This is a genomic window from Chitinophaga oryzae (genome assembly GCF_012516375.2).
Taxonomy (GTDB): domain Bacteria; phylum Bacteroidota; class Bacteroidia; order Chitinophagales; family Chitinophagaceae; genus Chitinophaga; species Chitinophaga oryzae.
Window position 1 is genome coordinate 6,269,387 of sequence record NZ_CP051204.2, and the last position, 21,805, is coordinate 6,291,191.

The window sequence follows — 21,805 nt, forward strand, 5'->3', positions numbered from 1 at the left end:
ATGTAAAAAAATGCCACTGGGAAAATTCAACGTTGTCAACCATATCGCGATAATTATTGAATAAAATGCGAGGATAACACCACTGTATTGGATTTGGTTCATACAATATCCGTCCTTTTTTTACCGTTGCCCGTTCCGCTGCTTTGGGCGTTCTGTCAAAATCCTGTAGCTTGCCGGTAATGAAAACTTTATGAAGAATATCAAAATAATAGAAGTCAAGTCGGAAATAGGGGCTGGCACCCGGGGCGCGAGCCTGGGGGTGGATGCGATCAAGATAGCTGCGCTGGACTTCATGAGCAACTTTTTTGTACACTTCCCCACCGAAGCCATCGAAACGGAAAACAAACTGCTGTTTGAACCTATTGAGTCTCCCTATGCCAAAAGGATCAAAGGTACCCTGAATATGTACGAACGAATCAGCAAAAGCGTGTGTGAAACGGTGAAAGCCAACTGGTTCCCCGTACTGCTTTCCGGGGACCACAGTACGGCCGGCGCCACTATTGCCGGGCTGAAAATGGCGCATCCCAAATCCAAGCTGGGCGTGATCTGGATAGATGCCCATGCCGACCTGCACACGCCTTACACCACTCCTTCCGGCAATATGCACGGGATGCCGCTGGCTACCGCCATTGCGGAAGACAACCTGGACTGTAAGGTGCACGACCTGGATGAAACCACTACCGGCATGTGGAATGCCCTGAAAAACATCGGCAAGATCGCTCCCAAGGTATTACCGGAAGATATTGTGTTTATCTCCCTGAGAGATTATGAGAAGGAAGAGGACCACCTGATCAAACAATACGGCATGAAGGTGATCACCACCAATGAAGTACGCCGCAAGGGGCCGGAGAACATCTCCCGTTCCGTGTTCCGTTACCTGAGCGACTGTGACTATATCTATGTGTCTTTCGACGTGGACAGCCTGGACGCCTCTATTTCCAAGGGTACCGGTACGCCGGTGAGCAATGGTTTAAGGGAGCGCGAGGCGGAGGACCTGATTGCCAAGTTTATGCAGCACCGTAAGATCTGCTGTTTTGAAATTACCGAGGTAAACCCGACACTGGACCGGGAGAACCTGATGGCCGAGATTGCGTTCAACATCCTGCAGCGCAGTGTGAACGTGCTGATGATGAACTAGTCAGCGTATTTTAAACCAGGCGATCAGCCATCCGGTCACTTCGCTGTAGCTGCGGATACCTTTCTGCTGTTTGTTCGCTTTCAGGTATTGGTCATACAAGACGGTGGAGTAGTCATCCACTTTGCCCGTATACTTTTCGTAGAAAGTAATGATGCTTTTATAATCAGCCTTTACGCCGGGGAGTGCCCGGCGCCAGATATCCTTTGCCAGCACCGTGTCTCTGACGGCCAGCTGGCGTACGCTGTAGAGGAGCATATCAAAATTGGCCGCATAACGGAAATGGCTATCCTGAATGCTGGTAGCGGCGAGATATCCCACGAAATTGGCATCTTCTTCCGGCGCATATCCCAGCTGGTGGGCTATTTCATGGCAGGTAATGATGGGTTGCAGCACCGTGGGCACGGTCGTGTTCACCTGTGCTTCGAGGGTGAAGGGATTAAGGTATCCGGTTACCCCGGGATAGTTGAGCCATTCGCCGAAGAGTGCTTTTTTCACGCAGGGCGCCTTGTACCGGAAAGCCGGCCAGCGTTCGGCAGCGGCCTGATAGGCGGCGGCCGCGCGGGCGAACAGCGGGGTGGTTAAGTCCGGCCGGGTAACGCCTATGGTATCGCCGAGGCGTTGTTTTTCGGCGTTGGTGAGCCGCAGCAGGGTATCTGACAGCTGGTAGAGTTGCTGTGTGTTATAGTCGCCGGTGATGATGCCGGTATCGCGCAGCAGGGTATTGCGTTCGTAGTTGAATCCCCAGAGAATGAGAAAGGCAAGATAGAGCTTCAGGACAAAATGGATACCGCGCAGGGTGAGCCAGCCGGCTTCCCCCCATTGCAGGCGGACAAGTTTATAACATAGTTTTAACAAATAAAACAGGGAAGTTACAATCCAGGCGGTATATATTACGTCCCCAACACTGAATGGTACTATACCTGTTAACTGTCGAAATACCGTACTGATACTGCTGTACCACCTATGGAAGTAAGCTTCGCTGAAGCGGTTACTCCAGGCAAAGCATCCCTTTAACAACAGTATACCCGCAAGTGTTAATACAATACGGACGATCTTCTTTATAATTTTGGCTTTTGTTTCCATATAAGCGGCGAAACATGATCGATGAAATTCTACAAAAACAACTGAGCGCGGCATTATCCGAACAGCTGAAAGTGAAAATACATATTAATGACGCAAAAAGCGTACATGGTGGCGATATTAACCAAACATTTCGTATAGGCACCAACGAGGGATATTTTTTCCTGAAGCTGAATGATGCCAGGCGTTATCCGGATATGTTTGCCGCCGAGTATGCCGGCCTGGAGGCGCTGCATGCTGCGCGGGCGCTGACGGTGCCGCAGCCGCTGGCTTACGGGCAGAGCAACGGGCAGTCGTACCTGTTGATGGAGCTGATGGTGAAAGGCAATGCGGTCCAGGATTTCTGGGAGCATTTTGCGCAGTCGCTGGCGCAGCAGCACCGGAAAACGCAGCCACATTACGGGTATCCTGCGCCGAATTACATCGGCACTGTCCGGCAGTACAATACGCCTTACAGCAGCTGGCCGGTATTTTATGCGTTCAACCGGCTGATGCCGCTGATACGGATGGCTTATGACCAGCGTATTATAGAGCAGGGCATGGTGCAGCAGGCGGAGCGGCTTTGCCGGCAGTTGCCGCAGTTGTTTCCGGCGGAGGCGCCGGCGTTGTTGCATGGGGATTTATGGTCGGGCAATTTTATGGTAGGGCCGGATGGCAGGGCTTGTGTATTTGACCCGGCGGTGTACTACGGGCACCGGGAGATGGACCTGGCGATGACGCGTTTGTTCGGCGGTTTTGACACCCGTTTTTACTATGCCTATCAGGCAGCCTGGCCGCTGTCGCCGGGGTGGCAACAGCGGATTGGCGTTTGCCAGTTATATCCTTTGCTGGTGCATATGTTATTATTTGGCGGAAACTATTACAACAGTATCCGGGAGGTATTGCAGGCCTATTGATGGGGATGTGAGGCGGCGTCCACAAATTCCCGCATACGGGCATATTCTTCATCCACTACCGGATAGTATTTATCCACGTCTGCCACGATTTCATCGAACAGGCGGGCAGCGCTTTCCGGTTGCTGCGGTTCTCCCGTGCGGAGGTTGTTTTCCAGTTCCTGCATTTTGGCGCTGATCCAGGTGAGGCCTACCATGGCGAAGTTGGGTTTCAGTTTATGTACCTGGAACTTCACCCTTTCCCAGTCACCGGTGTCTACGATGGCTTTTAATTTTTTGATTTCGTCCCGGATGGTCCGGATAAATATTTCAAATAAGTCGGCCGCATAGGAAATATTGTTCTCATAGAGCGCTGTGAGATACTTAACGTCCAATTCCGGGTGGAACTCAAATCCGCTGATATTCTGCACTTCTTCTTCCATTATTAATTCTGTTTCTTCTTCGTTGAGATATTTGTTAAAGATCTGTAGTAGCTGATCCGGCGTATACGGTTTAATAAGTATGTCGGTGATGCCCGCGGCCCTGACGGTGGCGGCGGTGTTTTCCATGGCTACAGCGGTGGTGGCGATAATAGGTGTTGCCACATTAAATTGGTTTTCATCTGTCCTGATTTGTTGGGCCAGTTCCAGTCCATTCATGCCGGGGATACGGATATCCATGAGGATAAGGTCATACTGCCGGGCGTTGAGAAACCATGTGGCATCGGGTCCATTGGTGGCCAGCTGGTAATTGATTTTATATTTTTCCAGGAGGCTCATCATGTAGCGCAGGTTCATCTGATTGTCTTCCACTACCAGCACACGGGCTTCCTCAAAGGTACGTTGTTTAAGTTTTTTACGGGGTTTGATTCCCGAAGCCGAGATGGGTTTTCTGCTGTCCATGAACGGGAGATCAAAAACGAAGCAGGTATTGTATCCCTGGCAGTCTTCCACGTTGATGGTCCCGCCGAGCAGTTCCACGAGTTGTTTCACGATGGCGAGGCCGAGGCCGGTGCCGCCGTATTTTTCGCGGATATCTGCTTCCGCCTGTTTATAGTTGCGGAAAATCAGCTCCAGTTTATCTTTCGGGATACCGATGCCGGTATCGCAGACCCGGAAGCGGACCCAGATGGTATTATCGAGCCAGCTTTCCTGGGTGGCTTTAATGGCAATTTCTCCTTCGCTGGTGAATTTCTCTGCATTTCCTAACAAATTGAGCAATATTTGGTTCAGCAGCACGTCATCTCCGATGAGCCAGGTGTTGAGGTTGGCGTCCAGTTCAGCGGTGATGGAGACGGGGCGCCGGCCCAGTTTGAGTTCAAAGGTATGGCGGAGGGACTGTATCAGTTCGCGGGGATTGAATTCCCGCTGGTTGACCTGCAGTTCGCCTGCTTCTATGCGGGAAATATCGAGTATATCGCTGACGATGCCCAGCAGTATGCCGGAGGAATGTTTCAGGATGTTGACATATTCCTTCTGCTGGGGGTCGAGGCTGGTTTCCTCGAGGAGGTGGGCCATGCCGATGATGGCGTTGAGGGGGGTGCGTATTTCGTGGCTCATGCTGGCCAGGAAGTCTTTCTGGGCGATGCGGGCCTCTTCAGCGAGGCGGCGGGCATTTTCCAGTTCGCGCTGGAGGCGTTTCTGCCCGGTGATGTCCATGTGGATGCCGGCGCCTCCGGTGATGTTGCCGTTGCGGTCGTACACATTGGCCGAGCTGGCGAGCACCCATCTGCGGGAGCCGTCTTTCAGCACTATTTCCATATCATAAACGAGGGGTACGTTTTCCGAGAGGCGTTTACGGCGGAGGGCGCGGGCGAAGGCCCGGTTTTCTTCCGGCACGAACACGTCGGTGATGTTTTTGCCCAGCAGTTCCGCTTCCGTATAACCGGAGAGGCGGCAGAAGCTTTCATATACGCGGGTGATGTTACCGTCGAGGTCGGTTTCGCACATAGCCGCGTTCAGGTTATTGAGCATGACGCGGAATTTGTGCTCGTTGCGTTTTATTTCTTCCTGGACGTGGTATTTGCGGGTGATATTGATGACCTGCCAGATACTGCCTTTAAAGCCGGGACCGTCAAAAACGGGGGTATAGGCCACTTCTACGGTAGTTCCGGTTTCCAGCACCAGTTCCCAGCCGAAAAGGGGCTTTTTTTCGCTTCTGATGGCATTCATTCTGGCGGCGAAGGTGTCCGGCCCGGTAACGAGCGGTTTCAAAAGCAGGATGAGGTCGTCAAAAGGGAGATTTTCCGGGATGGGCTGTGGCAGGCGCCTGGATAAGACGTCGTTTGTCCAGCAGCAACGGAAGTCCTCATCTGTCACTAGGATACCGGCGCTGGTATGGCTGAGCCATGCGTGGATAGGCAGCGAGCAGATGTCCGGGGTGTCACGGGCAGCCGGGAGGGCCGTGTCAGGAGCCGGGATTTTCCTTGCATTCTTTCCTTTGGATGTCATTGGTTATGATGGCCAGGGGACTTCAGGTTTTCAATTTCACGGTTGTATTGCAAAAAACAGGTATGAGATAAAGGCGGAAATCCTTACCTTTGCGGCTCACTCCCGCTGTTTAGCAACAGCAATATGGATGATATTCTGATATATAAATATATATAATCCGGATATCGAAAGTGAACAAATTTATGAAATTTTTGCAATTGCAAATATTTAATTACCTTTGCATCCCTCTAAAAGTGAGGACATTGATATGAAACCACTCCGCGAATTTGAGATAGCCTTTGTTGGATTAAAACCAGGGGTGCATTCATTTCAGTATGAGATCGGGGAAAGTTTCTTTGAGCATTTTGAAGGAGAAAGGGACTTCAGTGATTGTAAGGCGACGGTGAACCTGACGCTGGACAAGAAGGTAAATTTCTTTTTACTGAAGTTTGAGATCGGCGGTACGGTAACTGTTACCTGCGACCGTTGCGGGCAGCCTTACGAGCTGCAGCTCTGGGATGAGTTCAACCAGATTGTGAAAATGGCGGACAATCCCGAAGAAATGGCCAGTGAAGACGCAGATCCGGATGTAGCGTATATTTCCAAGACCGAGAGCCATCTGAACGTGGCGGAATGGATATACGAATTTATCCTGCTGAGCATTCCGATGCAACGCATCCATCCTGACACTGCCGATGGCAAAAGCGGATGTGATCCAAAGGTAATAGAAATGCTGGAGCGTATGAACCAGCAGGCAAAAGAGAACGATAACCCAATCTGGAAAGGATTGGATAAATTTAAGGACAATTAAAAATTAAATAAAATGCCAAATCCTAAACGCAGACATTCTCAGCAGAGATCAGCAAAGAGAAGAACGCATTACAAGGCGGTAGCGGATACATTAAGCACAGACAGCGCAACCGGTGAAGTGCACCTGAGACATCGTGCTCATTGGGTAGAAAACAAACTGTACTACAAAGGAAAAGTAGTGTTGGAAAAACAGAGCGCAGCTAAATAATTATTTTACTATTTTTACCCGAGCTAACAAGACAAACTTGAGTTACATGAGAATCGGGCTTGATATGATGGGAGGCGATTTTGCCCCCGCAGCAGCAGTAAAAGGAGTAAAGTTATTTTTAGACACCGTTGCATCTGATGCGCATCTGGTACTGATAGGGGACGAGTCACAACTGGTCCCTTTATTAGCGGAAGCGCAGGTGGACCAATCAAAATATTCAGTTGTTCATTCATCCCAGGTAATCGGGATGAATGAACACCCTACCAAGGCACTGAAAGAGAAGCCACAATCCTCCATCTCTATTGGCTTTCATTTACTTAAAAATGAAAAGATAGATGCTTTCATCAGCGCAGGTAACACCGGCGCCATGATGGTAGGCACCTTTTATTCCATTAAAGCCATCGAGGGAGTGCAACGTCCTACTATTTCTACCCTGGTCCCCCGTGAAAACGGTACACAAGGACTGATGCTGGATGTAGGTATCAACGCTGACTGTAAACCTGAAAACCTGGTGCAATTTGCCGTTCTGGGTTCCCTGTATTCCAAACACATCCTGAAGGTCGACAATCCAAAGGTTGGTCTGCTGAATATCGGCGAAGAAGAAGGCAAAGGCAACTTACTGGCACAGGCCACCTACCCGCTGTTAAAAGAAAACAAACAAATCAATTTCATCGGAAATATCGAAGGCAGAGATGTTTTGACCGAAAAAGCCGATGTCATTGTATGTGAAGGTTTTACCGGCAACATTATCTTAAAAATGGCCGAATCCGTTTACGATATCGCCGTAAGACGCAATATCAACGACGAATACCTGAACAAATTAGACTCAGAATCCTATGGCGGCACTCCCGTACTGGGCGTTAACAAACCAGTGATCATCGGTCACGGTATCTCCCAGAACGTTGCCTTCAAAAATATGATCCTGCTGGCACAACAAATGATCGAAAGTAAACTGCTGGAAAAGATCCAAGAGAGCTTCCACAGCAGCAACTAAGAGAATAAGAGAAAAGATATTGAAAAGAGGCAAACCGGATGGTTTGCCTCTTTTTGTTTGTGCGGCATTTTTAGTTGCCCAGGGATTCGGGCCAGGCCAGGGGATTCAGGCCAGAGGTCAGGCCAGAGGTCAGGCCAGGGGTCAGGCCAGGGGTCAGGCCAGGGATTCAGGCCAGGGATTCAGGCCCAGAAATCCCAGGGCTGATGCCCTGGGCAACAATGTTGTTCAAATTCGTAATGAAGAAGAAAGCAAATGGATGTAAAAAGGTTTGTCTGTTATATATAGCAGCTGTAATTGTAATGGAGGAAAGAAGGTCTGCCGATAATTGAAGGCCGTATTATCATGGATAATTTGAATAACATCGTAACCCCGGGTGTGAGCCCGGGGCATAAGGAGTGAGCATGACCAGGCATAAGAAGTGACCATGACCAGGCATCGCGAGTGAGCATAACCAGGCATAGCGAGTGAGCATAACCAGGCATAGCGAGTGAACCCCAAAACACAAGTGTGAAGCCTGGACACAGGCGTGGGCCCGAAACATACGAGTGCCCGGCTACTGCCCCTCGTAAAGCGGAAGCTTCACATAAAAGGTAGTGCCTTCATTGAGTTTTGTTTCAAACCATATCTCCCCTCTTGTTTGCTCCGCAATATTCTTACACATCGCCAGCCCTAATCCGGTACCGGATGATTTGGTGGTAAAATTGGGTACAAAAATCCGGGACTGCACCTCTGGTGAGATCCCTCCCCCGTTGTCTGCCACGCTTACGATCACGTAGTGGTCGGCCGTCTCCTGCAGCCGTACGCGGATATGGCCTTCGGTTTCTTCCGGAATAGCCTGAATGGCGTTGAGCAACAGGTTGGTAAACAACCGGTTCATCTGGGTTTTATCGGCAAATACATACAGCGGCCTGCCTGGTTCCACGTATTCGATGCTGCAGTCTTCCTGCGTTTGGTACAGGCCTGTCAGCGACGACAGCACTTCATTGAGCAACACCACCTCGTTGTTCGGCTCCCCGATACGGGCAAAGGCCGAGAAGTCGGAAGCTATATTGGACAGGTGTTCTATCTGTTCTACCAGCGTACGGGCCACATTGGTGGACAGTTCCTTTACATTGGGGGAATCGCCGGCAATGGCCCGCTGGAGGTATTGTATGCTCAGCTTCATCGGCGTCAGCGGATTCTTGATCTCATGGGCTACCTGCCGTGCCATTTCCCGCCAGGCCCCTTCCCTTTCGCTCTTGGCCAGCCTTGCGGCGCTGACTTCCAGCTTCCGCACCATCTTATTGTATTCTTTCACCAGGGCGCCGATTTCATCGTCTTTGTCCCATTCGATTTCATCGTTCCGCTGTCCCAGGTTCACATGCCGCAGCTTCTCCGTCACCAGCGAGAACGACCGGGTAATGGAATTGGTGATCAGCAGCGCCACCATCCCCGCGATAAGGAAGATGAACGCGTTGAAGTTGATCAACGCTACGAGGAAGTTCGAGATCTGCTGGTTACGTTCCGTCTGCGTAGCGAAATAAGGGACGTTGAGATAGGCCATTACATCCCCGCTGCGGTTGCGCAGCGGCATATAGCCGGAGAGGAACGGCATGCTGCCGATCTTTTCTGTCTGTATAAACTGGATATGCTGCAGGCGGGATATCTCGTAATAAGCCATGGGCTCCATTTTACCGGAGATCAGCCCTTTTTCCGTCATCAGCGGCTGCGTGGTGAGCCGCAGGTTGCCATCGGCGTCGTATACGTTGATGTCCAGCGCGCGCTCGTTGGCGATGTTGCCCAACGCGGCAGTCAGTTTCTCTTTAAACACGGGATCATACATGTTGTCGATCTCGTCCATGTCGCGCTGGTTAAGGAATACCGTTTCCACATCGGTGGCCACCTCTCCCATCGTTTTGCTCAGTCTTTCGCGGTTCTGCACTTCCGAGCGCCAGATGAAGAACATGGTGGTGGTAATACCGAGTATCACGAAAGAGAATACCACTACAAAGATGATGGTGCCATGTACTTTTTTGCGGATACTGATGTTGATCAGCGCCCGTATGTTGCTGAGGCGCATACGCGCCTTAATGAGCAAGTCAAATACCTTGTATATCACGATAATCAACAGGAACAGGCAGAACATGTACGCAAAAAGCGTGATAAACTCCACGAACGTACGGCTTTGTTTTACCACAAACACCACTTTCTCAGGCGAAGCGCGATAGATCATTTCCGAGTGGCCGTCTACATCCTTGATGGTCAGTTCACCTGGCGGCACATCGCCGGGATACAGCCGGATGGGGAACGGGTAATCGCTGTAATGGCTTACCAGCACGCCTTTATCATAGATAGCATAAGAGTAGTTGGCCTGCGATTCCCGGCTGCGGTCGTAGAGGTCGCCCTCCACCAGCAACTCGGGGTAGAGCCGTTCCTGGCTGAATATCTTGGGTTTGAGCACATACACCAGCCAGCCGGTGCCGGTGTTGTCCACCGGGTTATGGAATTCTTTCTTACCGATGTAATTATAGTCGTTGAAACTGGGCTCGTAGTAATAGAGGTCGTTGCCGCTGACGTCTGTGGGTGAAGCTTCCGATTCGAAGAACATACGGCGGTTGAACGAAATCAGGCTGGTGGTGTCTCCCGGATAGATAGGCTGGCCGTTTTCATCGTACGGATAGAACGCCACATCAAAGCGGCTCAGGTATCCCTGGAAATAATTCTGCAGCAGCACTTCTTCCATACGGGCTTTGGACTGTTTATTTCCTTTGTCCAGAAAGAAGTACTGCATGTATTCATCGTGTTCAATTTTTTTGCCCAGGTCGTTGAGCAGCATTTCGAGGTACGGGTCTTTCTGTTTGGAGAGATCGGCCGCCAGTTTTTCGCGGGCGGACAGTTCTTTCTGATCGTTGTAATACACCAGTGCGCCGGAGGTGGTGATCGTGAGCAGGAAGAGCCAGAACAGGAAAGGCACGGTGGCCACGCTGCTTTCAAAACGATCGGCCAGGAAATCGAGCAGCACGATATACAGCAGCAGCCAGATAACCATCGCCACGGAGAAAGGCAGTTCCGGGTTATGAATACGGAACAGCAGCCAGATGATGCCTACCGCCGCCAGCCACACGTATTTGGTGCGGTACTGGAAGTTGGTGAGCTCATTGAGCAGGTAGTTGATGATCTGGGAGAAGAACAGGAAGCTGAAAGAGATGAACCCGAGCACCACGAACCCGATCAGGCTGTATTCGTTGAGGCTGAAAGGGTTGGTCACGTCAAACGAGATGCGGGAGTCTATCACGAGGCTCTGGATCAGGTCTGCCAGGAACTGTTCCACCATGTACAGCAGGAGGCTGGCCACGATGATCACAATACTTTGCAGCCAGCGTTTGCGGAGTACCGGCAGGTTGATCGTTTTTACGTGTTCGCGGAAGAACAGGATCATCCAGAAGGCCAGCAGTACGTTGAGCAGCAGGTCTCCCAGTGAGTAGAATATTTCATCTTTCGCATAGATGACCGGATCGAATACGTTCAGCGCGCGGAGGTTGAACGGGAAGGGGTAAACGTAGCTCAGCACGCGGAGGCCGAATACTACGAGGAAAAGGAACAGGAACCCGTAGAGCGGGTTGGTATTTTTAGCCAGCAGCGTGGCGAACAGGTTAAAGAAAATGAGTACGCAGATGCATCCCAGCACGCGCAGGACAACACTGAGGTTGTTGGGTGGTTGTGCGCGGATGCTTTTATTATAATCGAGGAAAAACAGGGTTTCATCGTTCCCGTTCTTGACCGGCAGGATGGTATGGTCCGGCAATATCAGGCTGGGGAGGTCCATGTGAACGGTGTATTCCGCTCCCAGTTCTGCTTTGTTATAAAAATGGCTGATGAGAAAGTTGTTGCGGATGGCATATTCCATGCGTACCGGGATGGCAGCCACGACGAAATGCTGGTGGTTGCCGGTGGTTTTCAGTTGACGGGTAATGATTTCGTAGTACCCGTTTTTCAGTTTCATGAACTGCGCGCCCGGTTTCAGCACTTCCGGCATATCTTCCGGCTGCACCTGGCTGGTGCTCCAGAAAGTAAGCCAGGTACCCTGTGCGCTGGAGTCGTAGGCGAACACGAAGTAGTCGCGTTTGCCGATGCGGTCCAGTGTTTTTTCATCGTAGGAACGTTGAAAAAGGCTGTTGATGACGACGGTATCTTTCAGCAGTTTATCGAATGACTGTTCGCGCTGATGCAGGCTTTTCTCGATGCTTCGTTTCACGCCCTGGGGGAAGAATAATAAGCCCAGTAGTTGCTGAACAGGAAGGCGAAGGTGAAGAGCCATGCTGCAACGATCAACAGGTATCCGTGCCGGAGGAAGAAGAGGCGTATTTCTTTTATATCAACCAAAAGGATTTAGGTATTTAGATATTTTGTTATTGGGTTATTGGATTTACGGATTTTGGAATTTTGGAATTTTGGGGTTGGCAGTGCGAACCCCAAATAACCAAATATCAAAATAATTAAATTTCCAGATCTTTCGCTTTATTCCAGAGTGTGTCCATTTCCGTTAGGTCCATATCGTTGAGGCGGCGGCCCTGCTCCAGTGCGAGGGTTTCCATGTGCTGGAAGCGGCGCTGGAATTTTTTGTTGGTCCGTTCCAGGGCGTTTTCCGCATCGATATTCAGGAAGCGGGAGTAGTTCACCAGGGAGAACATTACATCTCCGAATTCCGCTTCGATGGCGTTCTGGTCGCCGGTGTTCACTACTTCTTCCAGTTCATTTACCTCTTCTTTCACTTTATCCCATACCTGGCTGGTGTTGTCCCATTCGAAGCCTGTTTGTTTGGCTTTTTCCTGCAGGCGCATGGCTTTTACGAGGGCGGGGAGGGAAACGGGGACGCCGCTGAGGACCGATTTTTTACCTTCCTTCAGTTTGAGTTTTTCCCAGTTTTGTTTTACCTCTTCTTCGTCCTGTACTTTTACGTCGCCGTAGATATGGGGGTGCCTGGCGATCAGTTTATCACATACGCCGTTGATGACATCATTGATATCGAATTGTTGTTGTTCGGAGCCTATTTTAGCGTAGAAGACGATGTGCAGGAGGATATCTCCCAGTTCTTCCTTAATGGACTTCCAGTCTTCCTCCGTGATGGCGTCTGCCAGCTCGTAGGTTTCCTCAATGGTCAGCTGCCGCAGGGTCTGGATGGTTTGTTTGCGGTCCCAGGGGCATTTCTCCCTTAAATCGTCCATTATCTGTAACAATCTGTTGAATGTAGCTGTCTTTTCCATGGCCGTAAAAATACAGAGAGATTTTGTCATTTTGGCATTTTGCGGATAGCGGGAAATGGGGGGAAAATTGCTTTCTGTTTAAAAGGCTTTTTAATTACATTTGCGAGCTGTAAAAAATTCAGCGATTTTAGTATTTGGCAGCTGGCCGTTTACCGGTTAAGATAAAGGCATCAGGGCATGCTGTCAACATAAAAAAATCCCAAAAAGTATTGATATGAATCCGAAACACATTACGCTTATTTCATCCGAACTGGGCATCTCCGCCAAACAGGCAGAGAACACCATGGTGTTGTTGTCTGAGGGGTCTACCGTGCCCTTTATCAGCCGTTACCGCAAGGAGATGACGGGCAGTCTGGATGAGGTGCAGATCGGTAAGATAGAAGACCTGCAAAAGCGTTACAAAGAAGTGGACGACCGTCGTGAGTTTATCATCAAAACCATTACGGAGCAGGAGAAAATGACCCCTGAGCTGCTGGAGAAGCTGGAGGGCACCTGGGTACTGGCAGCGCTGGAGGACATTTACCTTCCCTACAAGCCCAAACGCAAGACCCGCGCTACGGTGGCCATTGAGAAAGGGCTGGAGCCGCTGGCAAAGCTGTTGTTCGACCAGCAGGACGGCGATACCGCCGCTGCGGAGACTTTCCTCAACGAGCAGGTAGCCTCTTCGGAAGAAGCCCTGAAAGGCGCCCGCGACATTATCGCTGAATGGATCAACGAGAATGCCGAGTGCCGTGACAAGCTGCGCAAGCTCTTTACGCACACCGGCAAGATGACTTCCAAAGTAGCCGAAGGCAAAGAAGAGGAAGGCAACAAATACAAAGACTATTTCGATTTTTCCGAAGACCTGCGCGAGGTGCCGTCCCACCGGGTACTGGCTATTCTGCGTGCCGAGTCTGAAGGCATACTGTTCAGCACCATTGCGCCGCAGGAAGAAGAGGCCATGGAGCTGATCAACAAACAGTTCGTGACCGGTAAAGGCGCTGCCGCCGAACAGGTAGCCAAAGCCGGCGCCGATGCTTACAAACGTCTGCTGCGTCCTTCCCTGGAAAATGAGTTCAGGGCGGTGGCCAAAGAAAAGGCAGACACCGAGGCCATCGACGTGTTCGCGGAAAACCTGCGCCAGCTGCTGCTGGCAGCGCCGCTGGGCCCTAAAGCCGTGATCGCCATCGACCCGGGTTACCGCACCGGTTGTAAGACCGTAGCGCTGGACAACCAGGGCAATATGCTGGACCACGACGTTATTTTCCCGCTGGAAAAGAATTATAAGAGAGATGACGCCGAAGCCCTGCTGAAAAAATGGGTAAACCGGTACGATACCGCTGCCATCGCGGTGGGTAACGGTACCGCCGGCCGTGAAACAGAAGAGTTCGTTAAAAAAATCGACTTCGGGAAGAAAATCAACGTGTTTATGGTCAACGAAAGCGGCGCCTCTGTGTACTCCGCTTCCGAAGTGGCCCGTGAAGAGTTCCCCGACCAGGACGTGACCGTGCGCGGCGCAGTATCCATCGGCCGCAGGCTGATCGACCCGCTGGCGGAACTGGTAAAAATCGACCCCAAATCCATTGGTGTAGGCCAGTACCAGCACGACGTGAACCAGTCATCCCTGAAACAAAGCCTTGACCGCGTGGTGGTAAGCTGTGTGAACAATGTGGGCGTGAACCTTAATACCGCCTCCAAACACCTGCTGGCGTATGTTTCCGGCCTGGGCCCTTCCCTCGCCGAAAACATCGTGAAATACCGTAAGGAAAACGGCGCCTTCAGCAACCGTATGCAGCTGAAGAAAGTACACCGCCTGGGCGACAAAGCCTTTGAACAGTGCGCCGGCTTCCTCCGTATCGAAAACGGCGACAACCCGCTGGACAACTCCGCGGTGCACCCGGAACGCTACGCGCTCGTGAAAGAAATCGCCGAAAAACAGCACTGCAGCATTGAAGAGCTGATCGGCCAGGAAGACCTGCGGAAAAAAATCAACCCGAAAGACTTCGTGCGTGAAGACGCCGGTATGCTCACCATCGAGGATATCCTGAAAGAGCTGGCTAAACCCAGCCGCGACCCGCGCGACGAGATAGCTATCTTTGAATACGCCGAAGGCATCCATAAAATGGAAGACCTGAAAGCCGGTATGGTACTGCCCGGCGTAGTGACCAACATCACCGCTTTCGGCGCCTTTGTGGACATCGGCGTGAAACAGGATGGCCTGGTACATATCTCCCATATGTCCAATAAGTTTATCAGCAACCCCAACGAGGCGGTGAAGCTGAACCAGAAAGTACAGGTGACCGTACTGGAAGTGGACATCGCCCGGAAACGCATCTCCCTGTCTATGAAAGACCAGGAGAAAGGCCAGGGCGGCGGCGGACCGCGCAAAGAACGCCGTGATGACCGCCGGGAAGACCGTCGCGACGAACGCCGTGAAAGACCAGCCAAAGAAGCGCCGCTGAATGATTTTCAGGCGAAGCTGGCGGCGTTGAAGAATAAGTTTGATAAGTAGTCACGCCCAGGCGTCACACGCAAAGGCGTCTCGCAAAGGCACTAAGTGAGCAAAGAGCGCAAAGATTATATAAGCGAGCAAAGAAAAGAAAGGAGCGAAGATCAAATGTGGTCTTCGCTCCTTTGCTTTCTTATAATCTTATATAATAATCTTTGCACTCTTTGCACTCTTTGCACTCTTTGCTCACTTAGCACCTTTGCGAGACGCCTTTGCGTGTGACGCCTGGGCGTGCAACTACCGGTTCAGCCACTGCCTGAATTTCTTCGGGTAGGCCGTATCATTTTTTTCTGCGAAGATCATAACGTTTTTATGGAAGGAATAGGCAGCGTATACGATATCGCGGTTCATATCTACGGCGATGGCCGCTTCGTAGGGACCGGTGTTATCGGGCATACGGCCGTGGTTGAAGAGCGTGCTGTCTTCCACTTCGATGGGCGGGCATACCTTAAAGCGTTCCAGGAAGGTTTTACGGTTTTTCCCCAGGAGGCGGTTGAGCCGGGATTTCAGGGGTTCCTGTTCCAGCAGCCCTACTTCTTCCCCAAACTGTCCTTTATATTGTTCAAATTTCTTCCAGGAATCGACCCTGTCGGTCTGGATGGTATCTCCGTTGGCGATCATGGTATCTGTGGGGGGCACGGTAGTATCATCTGCCAGCATGACCGCCCTGATTTCCTGGGCAGGGCCGTTACAGGCCGTTGTGCAGATGCTGAACAGGAATATCGTTACAGGTAACAACTTAACGATCATGGTTAAATTTTTAGTCATCAATACAAACAGGTTGCCAAAGCCGCCGGGTACCACTCCCCTGCGCGTTGTCACATATGGGTCCAAACGTCCATACCAGGTTAACAATTCAAATAACAAAAAAGTTTAATGGTTTTTCAATCTGAATCCCTGTTGGTTATTTTCCTTTAAAGTCGGGTGTTCTTTTCTCCATGAAAGCTTGCATTCCTTCTTTCTGGTCGGCCGAAGCGAAGAGCAGGTAGAAGTTTTTCCTTTCGAAGTGCAGGCCTTCGTCGAGGGTGGTGTCAAAAGCTTTGAGAACGGCCTCTTTCGCCATCTTAACCGCCAGCGGGGCCATCGCCGCCACTTCGGCGGCCAGCCTGATTGCCTCCTGCAGGAATAGTTCCACCGGTACCACGCGGTTGATCAGGCCTGCCTGGTGGGCTTCCTGGGCTGTGATAAAACGGCCGGTCAGCACCATTTCCATTGCGAGGGCTTTACCTACTGCGCGGGTGAGGCGCTGGGTACCGCCGGCGCCGGGCATTACGCCCAGTTTGATTTCCGGTTGACCGAAGCGGGCTGTTTCACTGGCCACGATCATATCGCACAGCATCATCAGTTCGCAGCCACCGCCGAGGGCGAAGCCGCTTACAGCAGCGATAATGGGTTTCTTCGTTTTTTTGATGGTATCCCAGGTGCTGAACTGGTCGGTATTAAACATATCGATGGCCGATTTTTCAGCCATCTGCTTAATATCGGCGCCGGCAGCGAAGGCTTTTTCATTGCCACTGAGGACAATGGCCCTTACCTGGTCATCTGCGTCGAGGAGTTTCAGGGCATCCCGCAGTTCTCCCATCAGCTGGAGGTTCAGGGCATTCAGTTCCTTGGGTCTGTTTAACTGGATGTGGGCTACATAGGGCGCCACCTGTTGGTGTATGATAATAAATTCCGGTTGCATCACTCAATTTAAAGAAAAGTTATCAATAAACGGTCAGCGTCAGGAGCAGCACCAGTACAAACAGCGTTACGGCAATACAGAAATAGCCGGAGTACAGCAGTACCGCTTTCACCAGTGCTTTTCCAAGCGACTGCTGGTAGGCGTTTTTCAGTGCGAATGCCAGGTAAAAGAACGCGCCCCAATAGGCGAGATCCAGCGGTAATTCGTCATGCACAAAATAGCGTATTACCAGTCCCACGAAGAGGATGATAAACAAAAAAGAATGGAGGTGAATAGTGAAAATGGCATGGTCGGCATACACCAGTTTCCTTTTGCGGTGGCTCCATTTCACCATGAGGGCAAACAGCGGCATGAGGACGAACATGATTTTGGGAAGGTTATCGGCAAACAGTTCCTTGATCAGTTCCTTGGCGCTTTGTTTGTTTTCCCGCATTCTGGCCATACGGCGTTCTATGCTGGCTTCCAGTCCGGTGAGGCGTTTTTCCGGCGGCAGCGAAGCCTGTACGGAATCAAACTCCGCCACGCTTTTATACTGTGAGTTGATGTCTCCCACATTTATATCCGCCAGTTCCGACCGGATACCCGGTTTAGCGCCCTCTTTCCGGTGGCCCATGGTCAGTGTCAGGAAGAAGAAGAAAAATACAAACGATATAAAGATATATAGCTTGACAGGATTGACATACCGTACTCTTCTGCCGGCCCAGTATTCTTTGGTCAGGAACCCGGGGCGCAGGATGAGGTATTTGAGGGTGGTGAAGAACTGGGAATCGTAGTGAACGATATCCGCTACCACATGACCTGCGAGGTGGCCGAAACTTTCATGCTGTACCGTATTCTCCTGACCACAGTGAGGACAAAAACGTTCCGGCACTTCCGTACCACAGTTGAGACAGTTTTTTTCTGAGCGTAAAGGTTGTGTTTTCACGCGATGTAGATGGTTGTAAGTTAAAATTTAAACGGACAGTACTGCGAATATGAAACCCATGAAGACTATCATGGCGATAAATATGTAGCCGAAAAAAAGCAGGGCGCCTTTCAGGAACGCTTTCCCGAACCCCTGCTGGTAAGCGCTTTTCAGCGCAAACACCAGGTAGAAAAATCCGCCCCAGTAGGCCAGGTTCAGCGGTAGTTCGTCATGCACGAAGTAACGCAGGACCAGTCCCACAAAGAGGATGATAAACAAAAACGAGTGGATGTGAATCGTAAAGATGGCGTGGTCCGTATATACCAGTTGACGTTTGCGGTGGGTCCATTTGACCAGCAGTGCAAAGAGCGGCATCAGGAGGAACATGATTTTGGGCAGGTTGTGGGAGAACATCTCCGTAATGGCCTGATCTGCTGTTTTGCCGCCTTCCTTTAATGCAGCTACCCGGCGTTGCCAGCGGTATTCCACGCCTTTGAGGCGTTTCGACGGAGGGAGTGCCGCCTGCAGCGAGTCAAACTCGGCCACGCTGCCGTATTCCGTGTTCATTGCGCTGAGGTCAATGACGCCTTCTTTCACCGGCGCTTTTACCTTCTTTTCGGTATGTTTTTCCGGTGCATGGGTGAGGATGGCGAAAAACAGGAAGAAGACAAAGGAGATGAAAACGTACAGTTTGATGGGATTGACATATCGCACCCTTCTGCCGGCCCAGTACTCTTTACTCAGGAAGCCGGGGCGGATGACGAGGTATTTGAGCGTGGTCAGGAACTGGGAATCGTAATGGACGATGTCTGCCACGACATGACCTGCCAGGTGGCCGAAAGTTTCGTGTTGTACCGTATTTTCCTGACCGCAGTGCGTACAATAACGTTCCGGGACCTCCGTACCGCAGTTGAGACAGTTTTTCTCTGAGCGTAAGGGCTGTGTTTTCACGCGATTTAGATGGTTGTAATATGAAATCAGGGAACAAGATAATTAATAATCGTCATGTATCTTATACGGTTAAAAAATTTTAATATGAAAATTGCGTTTTACATTTGTCGTAATTGTCACCATTAAAAAAACTGCGATTATTACCTACATGAAGAAGACGATCCTCCTGGTATTGGGAATGCTGGCCGCGGGCAGCAAGGCATATACACAGTTTTATTTCCAGGACATCTACAATACGCAGCAGACCGTGGCTACCATGGCGTTGCTGAAAGAGAACAAGGTGAAGCTGCAGCGGGTGATGACGCTGGATGCCGCCACTATGGAGATAGACCGGGATTTCCGCTGTGAACGGAGCCTGAGTCCGACGTATCACCAGATGAAATCGCAGACGCAGTCTACCGCTACCGGTTATTCCGCCCTTACCTCCTCTTTTTCTTCCAGGGGTTTGCTGACGAAGACGGTGGACAGTTCCGCTGCCAGTATCACCACCACTTTCTACCGGTACGATGCGCAGGGCAGGCTGCAGTCTGTCAGCAGCAGCTCCGTTGCCCGGGAGAGCAGGATGCGGTTTGACGAGACGCGCAGTTACAGTTATGACAGCGCCGGCCGTCTGCTGCAGATGGTCCAGAAAAAAGGCATTGGCAGCGACTCCGCGCTGATCACCTTTAAGACAGACAGCGCCGGTCATGTGACCGAAGAGCTGGAGCAGCGCAAGGGCGCCCCTGCCAAACGTATCTTTTACAACTACGATAAAAACGGTCAGTTGACCGACGTATACCGCTATCAGCCTGCGAAGAAACGTATGCTGCCGGACTATATCTTTGAATATAATACCAGGGGGCAGGTGACCAGGATGACTACCGTCAACGCCCAAACGTCTTCCTATACCATCTGGGAGTACGAGTACCAGGATAATGGTCTCCCTTCCAAGGAAACCTGCTATGGCAAAGGGAAAGAACTGCTGGGCATGGTAAAATACAGCTATGAGCTGAACCCTTAGTTACAGTTAAAATTTATGGAATGCATAAATTCTTTTAGCTCAATGCCAAAAAAATTTTGCAGCTTCAAAAAGATTGCTATCTTTGCAGTCCCAACGAAAAAAGCCCTGTGCTAAACGTTGAAAAAGTTCTTATATTAGACAACCTGCGGAAGTAGCTCATTTGGTAGAGCACGACCTTGCCAAGGTCGGGGTGGCCGGTTCGAGCCCGGTCTTCCGCTCCAGGTTTTACACCTTGATACCCTGGTGGTGGAATTGGTAGACACGCGGGACTTAAAATCCCGTTCGCAGCAATGCGAGTGTGGGTTCAACTCCCATCTGGGGTACTTAAAACCGTTGCAACTATTTGAAAGACAGTAGATTAGCAACGGTTTTTTTATGCCCGAATTTTCGGGTTTTCTTAGCCAGTTGACATAGTTGTTATAATATTACCCTCTTGAGTAACAGACCAAAACTGCACCGCAGGCAAACGCTTTGCACGCTACGAGTTTTAACTCCAGTTCGTTTTTTAAAGGATTAAACGTTTGTTGTCCGTTACCTAATGCAGCCGGGTTTGCAAGCACATAATACTCATCGATTAAATCATGTTGTATTAATGATGATACAAATGAATCGCCACCATATACAATGATGTCTTTCCCATCTTTATTCTTCAGTGCTTTTATTGCCTCTGCTAAATTGCCATTTATAATGATTGTATTGTCCCACTTGCTATCCTTGAGCGTATTTGAAAAAATGGCATTGGGAATTTCTGCAAACCGTTTTCCAAGTTTATGCTCACTATCATTAGGATTACTTGCTACTTCGGTCCAGTATGGAATAAACCCTTCCCCGGTTTTTCTTCCATGGAGAATGCAGTCCACATTAGTGAGATTATCAATACTAAAGTCTGACATTCCACTATCCCATTTATTGTCAAGTAAAATGTTCATTTGTAATTTTAGCTTTCTCATTTCATTGGTTTTTACAAAAGTAAATAGGGGGTCTCACAATCCGGGTAGGCTAATGCGACATTTCACGCGCGATTTGCGACATGCAGTGTGATCGTTTTTTACTTGCCATTTATATGATCACTATAGGCGTTCTGCTATGGCGGGCTGTATTAATCCCGATAAATTCATTAGCAATGCAGCCGAAACTGCCAGGAGCAAGCTGTCCGGTTCTGAACAAAAAGTATCCAATTTTGGAGGATTTATTGTTAAAGGAAGCCGGAATAGAAATAATTCATTTCCTCATTAATGCCTGAACTGTTTAACAGTTCAGATGCGATGTCGTCCGGGTACTTCCTGTTAATGATATCACGTACCAGATTCGACAATTCACAGGACAATTGCTGACTTTGACCGAACAAGTTAAAAAAATGGTCTTCCCCCCACGTATTTTTTCCATGATAGACATAAATGTACAACGTTGGCCACACGACGGGGAATACGTATCCTTTTCGGGCCAGCTGCATAATAAAAGCATGGTCTTCACTTTTATCTATTGCAGGGTACTTCAACTCGTCGTTGATAATATCCCTTCGACACAAAACAGATCCTCCCCAGGTACCGGGAAATGACAGATAAGCTTCATGATGCACGGCATCGTAGAGCAACCAGTAGGCCAGTACGCATGCCGGCTTTCCATGCTTTTTCAGCATTCCAATCTGAATTTCCAGCCGCTGGTTGTGGTTCCAGTCGTCATCGTCCCACTGGCAGAAATATTCGCCATTTGAACACTGGATGGCATAATTCCTGAGTTCTCCCAGACTGAGGTTTTTTTTGGCATCTACCTGAAAGAAAAGCACGTTGGGGTCAGTGACCGTACCAATATATTCCTTCGTTAATATATCGGAACTTTGATAAACAACGATCATCTCTTTATTGGGGTAGGTTTGATGTTGAAAATTGACAACAGCATTCCGCAGAAAGTCAACTTTCCTGCTCGTGACGCATAAGGACGAAATAAGAGGAGTCATCACCAATGAATTCTAAGTTAACAAAATATAATGCTCCGATCAGACCA

Annotated in this window: 18 protein-coding genes and 2 tRNA genes; 9 read left to right on the forward strand and 11 right to left on the reverse strand. The window is 50.1% G+C overall.

Annotated features, from left to right (window positions below; all coding sequences use genetic code 11):
* Positions 1-190 precede the first annotated feature (190 nt).
* Positions 191-1,138 carry an arginase gene (locus tag HF324_RS24740; protein WP_168805373.1) on the forward strand — a complete coding sequence of 316 codons (948 nt, stop codon included), beginning with the start codon at positions 191-193 and terminating at the stop codon, positions 1,136-1,138.
* On the opposite strand, the gene HF324_RS24745 is transcribed toward HF324_RS24740, so the two are convergent.
* Positions 1,139-2,275: a DUF3810 domain-containing protein gene (locus HF324_RS24745; protein ID WP_309475635.1), complete on the reverse strand. Its 1,137-nt coding sequence runs from the start codon at positions 2,273-2,275 to the stop codon at positions 1,139-1,141.
* On the opposite strand from HF324_RS24745, the gene HF324_RS24750 reads away from it, so the two are divergent.
* The gene (locus HF324_RS24750) at positions 2,236-3,114 is read left to right on the forward strand and encodes a fructosamine kinase family protein (RefSeq protein ID WP_168805377.1); all 879 of its coding nucleotides are present in this window, start codon (positions 2,236-2,238) and stop codon (positions 3,112-3,114) included. The genes HF324_RS24745 and HF324_RS24750 overlap by 40 nt on opposite strands.
* Here HF324_RS24750 and HF324_RS24755 read toward each other — a convergent pair.
* Positions 3,108-5,540, reverse strand: coding sequence for a PAS domain-containing hybrid sensor histidine kinase/response regulator (locus tag HF324_RS24755; protein ID WP_168861064.1), 2,433 nt, complete (start codon positions 5,538-5,540; stop codon positions 3,108-3,110). The two genes, HF324_RS24750 and HF324_RS24755, sit on opposite strands and share 7 nt — an antisense overlap.
* A gap of 247 nt (positions 5,541-5,787) precedes the next feature.
* On the opposite strand from HF324_RS24755, the gene HF324_RS24760 reads away from it, so the two are divergent.
* From HF324_RS24760 to plsX, 3 genes are read left to right on the forward strand one after another with little or no spacing between them, the layout of a single operon-like run.
* Positions 5,788-6,330, forward strand: a complete 543-nt coding sequence (locus HF324_RS24760; RefSeq protein ID WP_078667818.1) for a YceD family protein — start codon at positions 5,788-5,790, stop codon at positions 6,328-6,330.
* Between the two features lie 12 nt (positions 6,331-6,342).
* The gene (rpmF, locus tag HF324_RS24765; RefSeq protein ID WP_073079237.1) at positions 6,343-6,537 is read left to right on the forward strand and encodes a 50S ribosomal protein L32; all 195 of its coding nucleotides are present in this window, start codon (positions 6,343-6,345) and stop codon (positions 6,535-6,537) included.
* A 46-nt stretch (positions 6,538-6,583) separates the two neighbouring features.
* Positions 6,584-7,531 (forward strand): phosphate acyltransferase PlsX, encoded by a 948-nt coding sequence (gene plsX / locus HF324_RS24770; RefSeq protein ID WP_168805381.1) that lies wholly within the window; start codon positions 6,584-6,586, stop codon positions 7,529-7,531.
* Between the two features lie 553 nt (positions 7,532-8,084).
* Here plsX and HF324_RS24775 read toward each other — a convergent pair.
* The 3 genes from HF324_RS24775 to mazG all read right to left on the reverse strand — a co-directional run bounded on the left by HF324_RS24775 (position 8,085) and on the right by mazG (position 12,804).
* On the reverse strand, positions 8,085-11,765 hold the full coding sequence (locus HF324_RS24775; protein ID WP_168861065.1) for a sensor histidine kinase: 3,681 nt from the start codon (positions 11,763-11,765) through the stop codon (positions 8,085-8,087).
* Positions 11,762-11,893, reverse strand: a complete 132-nt coding sequence (locus HF324_RS33695) for a hypothetical protein (protein WP_258539191.1) — start codon at positions 11,891-11,893, stop codon at positions 11,762-11,764. The genes HF324_RS24775 and HF324_RS33695 overlap by 4 nt, the downstream gene beginning before the upstream one ends.
* Positions 11,894-12,006: 113 nt before the next feature.
* On the reverse strand, positions 12,007-12,804 hold the full coding sequence (mazG, locus tag HF324_RS24780) for a nucleoside triphosphate pyrophosphohydrolase (RefSeq protein WP_246269283.1): 798 nt from the start codon (positions 12,802-12,804) through the stop codon (positions 12,007-12,009).
* Between the two features lie 184 nt (positions 12,805-12,988).
* On the opposite strand from mazG, the gene HF324_RS24785 reads away from it, so the two are divergent.
* On the forward strand, positions 12,989-15,265 hold the full coding sequence (locus HF324_RS24785; protein WP_168861066.1) for a Tex family protein: 2,277 nt from the start codon (positions 12,989-12,991) through the stop codon (positions 15,263-15,265).
* A gap of 234 nt (positions 15,266-15,499) precedes the next feature.
* On the opposite strand, the gene HF324_RS24790 is transcribed toward HF324_RS24785, so the two are convergent.
* The 4 genes from HF324_RS24790 to HF324_RS24805 form a co-directional block, all read right to left on the reverse strand.
* Complete coding sequence (locus HF324_RS24790; protein ID WP_168861067.1) at positions 15,500-16,012, reverse strand: Ivy family c-type lysozyme inhibitor; 513 nt, start codon at positions 16,010-16,012, stop codon at positions 15,500-15,502.
* A gap of 154 nt (positions 16,013-16,166) precedes the next feature.
* Complete coding sequence (locus HF324_RS24795) at positions 16,167-16,946, reverse strand: enoyl-CoA hydratase-related protein (protein ID WP_168805389.1); 780 nt, start codon at positions 16,944-16,946, stop codon at positions 16,167-16,169.
* Positions 16,947-16,968: 22 nt separating this feature from the next.
* Positions 16,969-17,871 (reverse strand): DUF3667 domain-containing protein, encoded by a 903-nt coding sequence (locus tag HF324_RS24800; protein ID WP_168805390.1) that lies wholly within the window; start codon positions 17,869-17,871, stop codon positions 16,969-16,971.
* A gap of 27 nt (positions 17,872-17,898) precedes the next feature.
* Positions 17,899-18,801, reverse strand: a complete 903-nt coding sequence (locus tag HF324_RS24805) for a DUF3667 domain-containing protein (RefSeq protein ID WP_168805392.1) — start codon at positions 18,799-18,801, stop codon at positions 17,899-17,901.
* A 148-nt stretch (positions 18,802-18,949) separates the two neighbouring features.
* On the opposite strand from HF324_RS24805, the gene HF324_RS24810 reads away from it, so the two are divergent.
* From HF324_RS24810 to HF324_RS24820, 3 genes are all read left to right on the forward strand, one after another.
* The gene (locus HF324_RS24810; RefSeq protein ID WP_168861068.1) at positions 18,950-19,801 is read left to right on the forward strand and encodes an RHS repeat domain-containing protein; all 852 of its coding nucleotides are present in this window, start codon (positions 18,950-18,952) and stop codon (positions 19,799-19,801) included.
* A 145-nt stretch (positions 19,802-19,946) separates the two neighbouring features.
* A tRNA-Gly gene (locus HF324_RS24815) sits at positions 19,947-20,022 on the forward strand.
* A 16-nt stretch (positions 20,023-20,038) separates the two neighbouring features.
* Positions 20,039-20,124 (forward strand) — tRNA-Leu (locus tag HF324_RS24820).
* Between the two features lie 102 nt (positions 20,125-20,226).
* On the opposite strand, the gene HF324_RS24825 is transcribed toward HF324_RS24820, so the two are convergent.
* Complete coding sequence (locus HF324_RS24825; RefSeq protein ID WP_168861069.1) at positions 20,227-20,751, reverse strand: dihydrofolate reductase family protein; 525 nt, start codon at positions 20,749-20,751, stop codon at positions 20,227-20,229.
* A gap of 245 nt (positions 20,752-20,996) precedes the next feature.
* Entirely contained in the window at positions 20,997-21,656 is a 660-nt protein-coding gene (locus HF324_RS24830) for a glycosyltransferase (protein WP_246269284.1), read from the reverse strand.
* Positions 21,657-21,805: the final 149 nt, after the last annotated feature.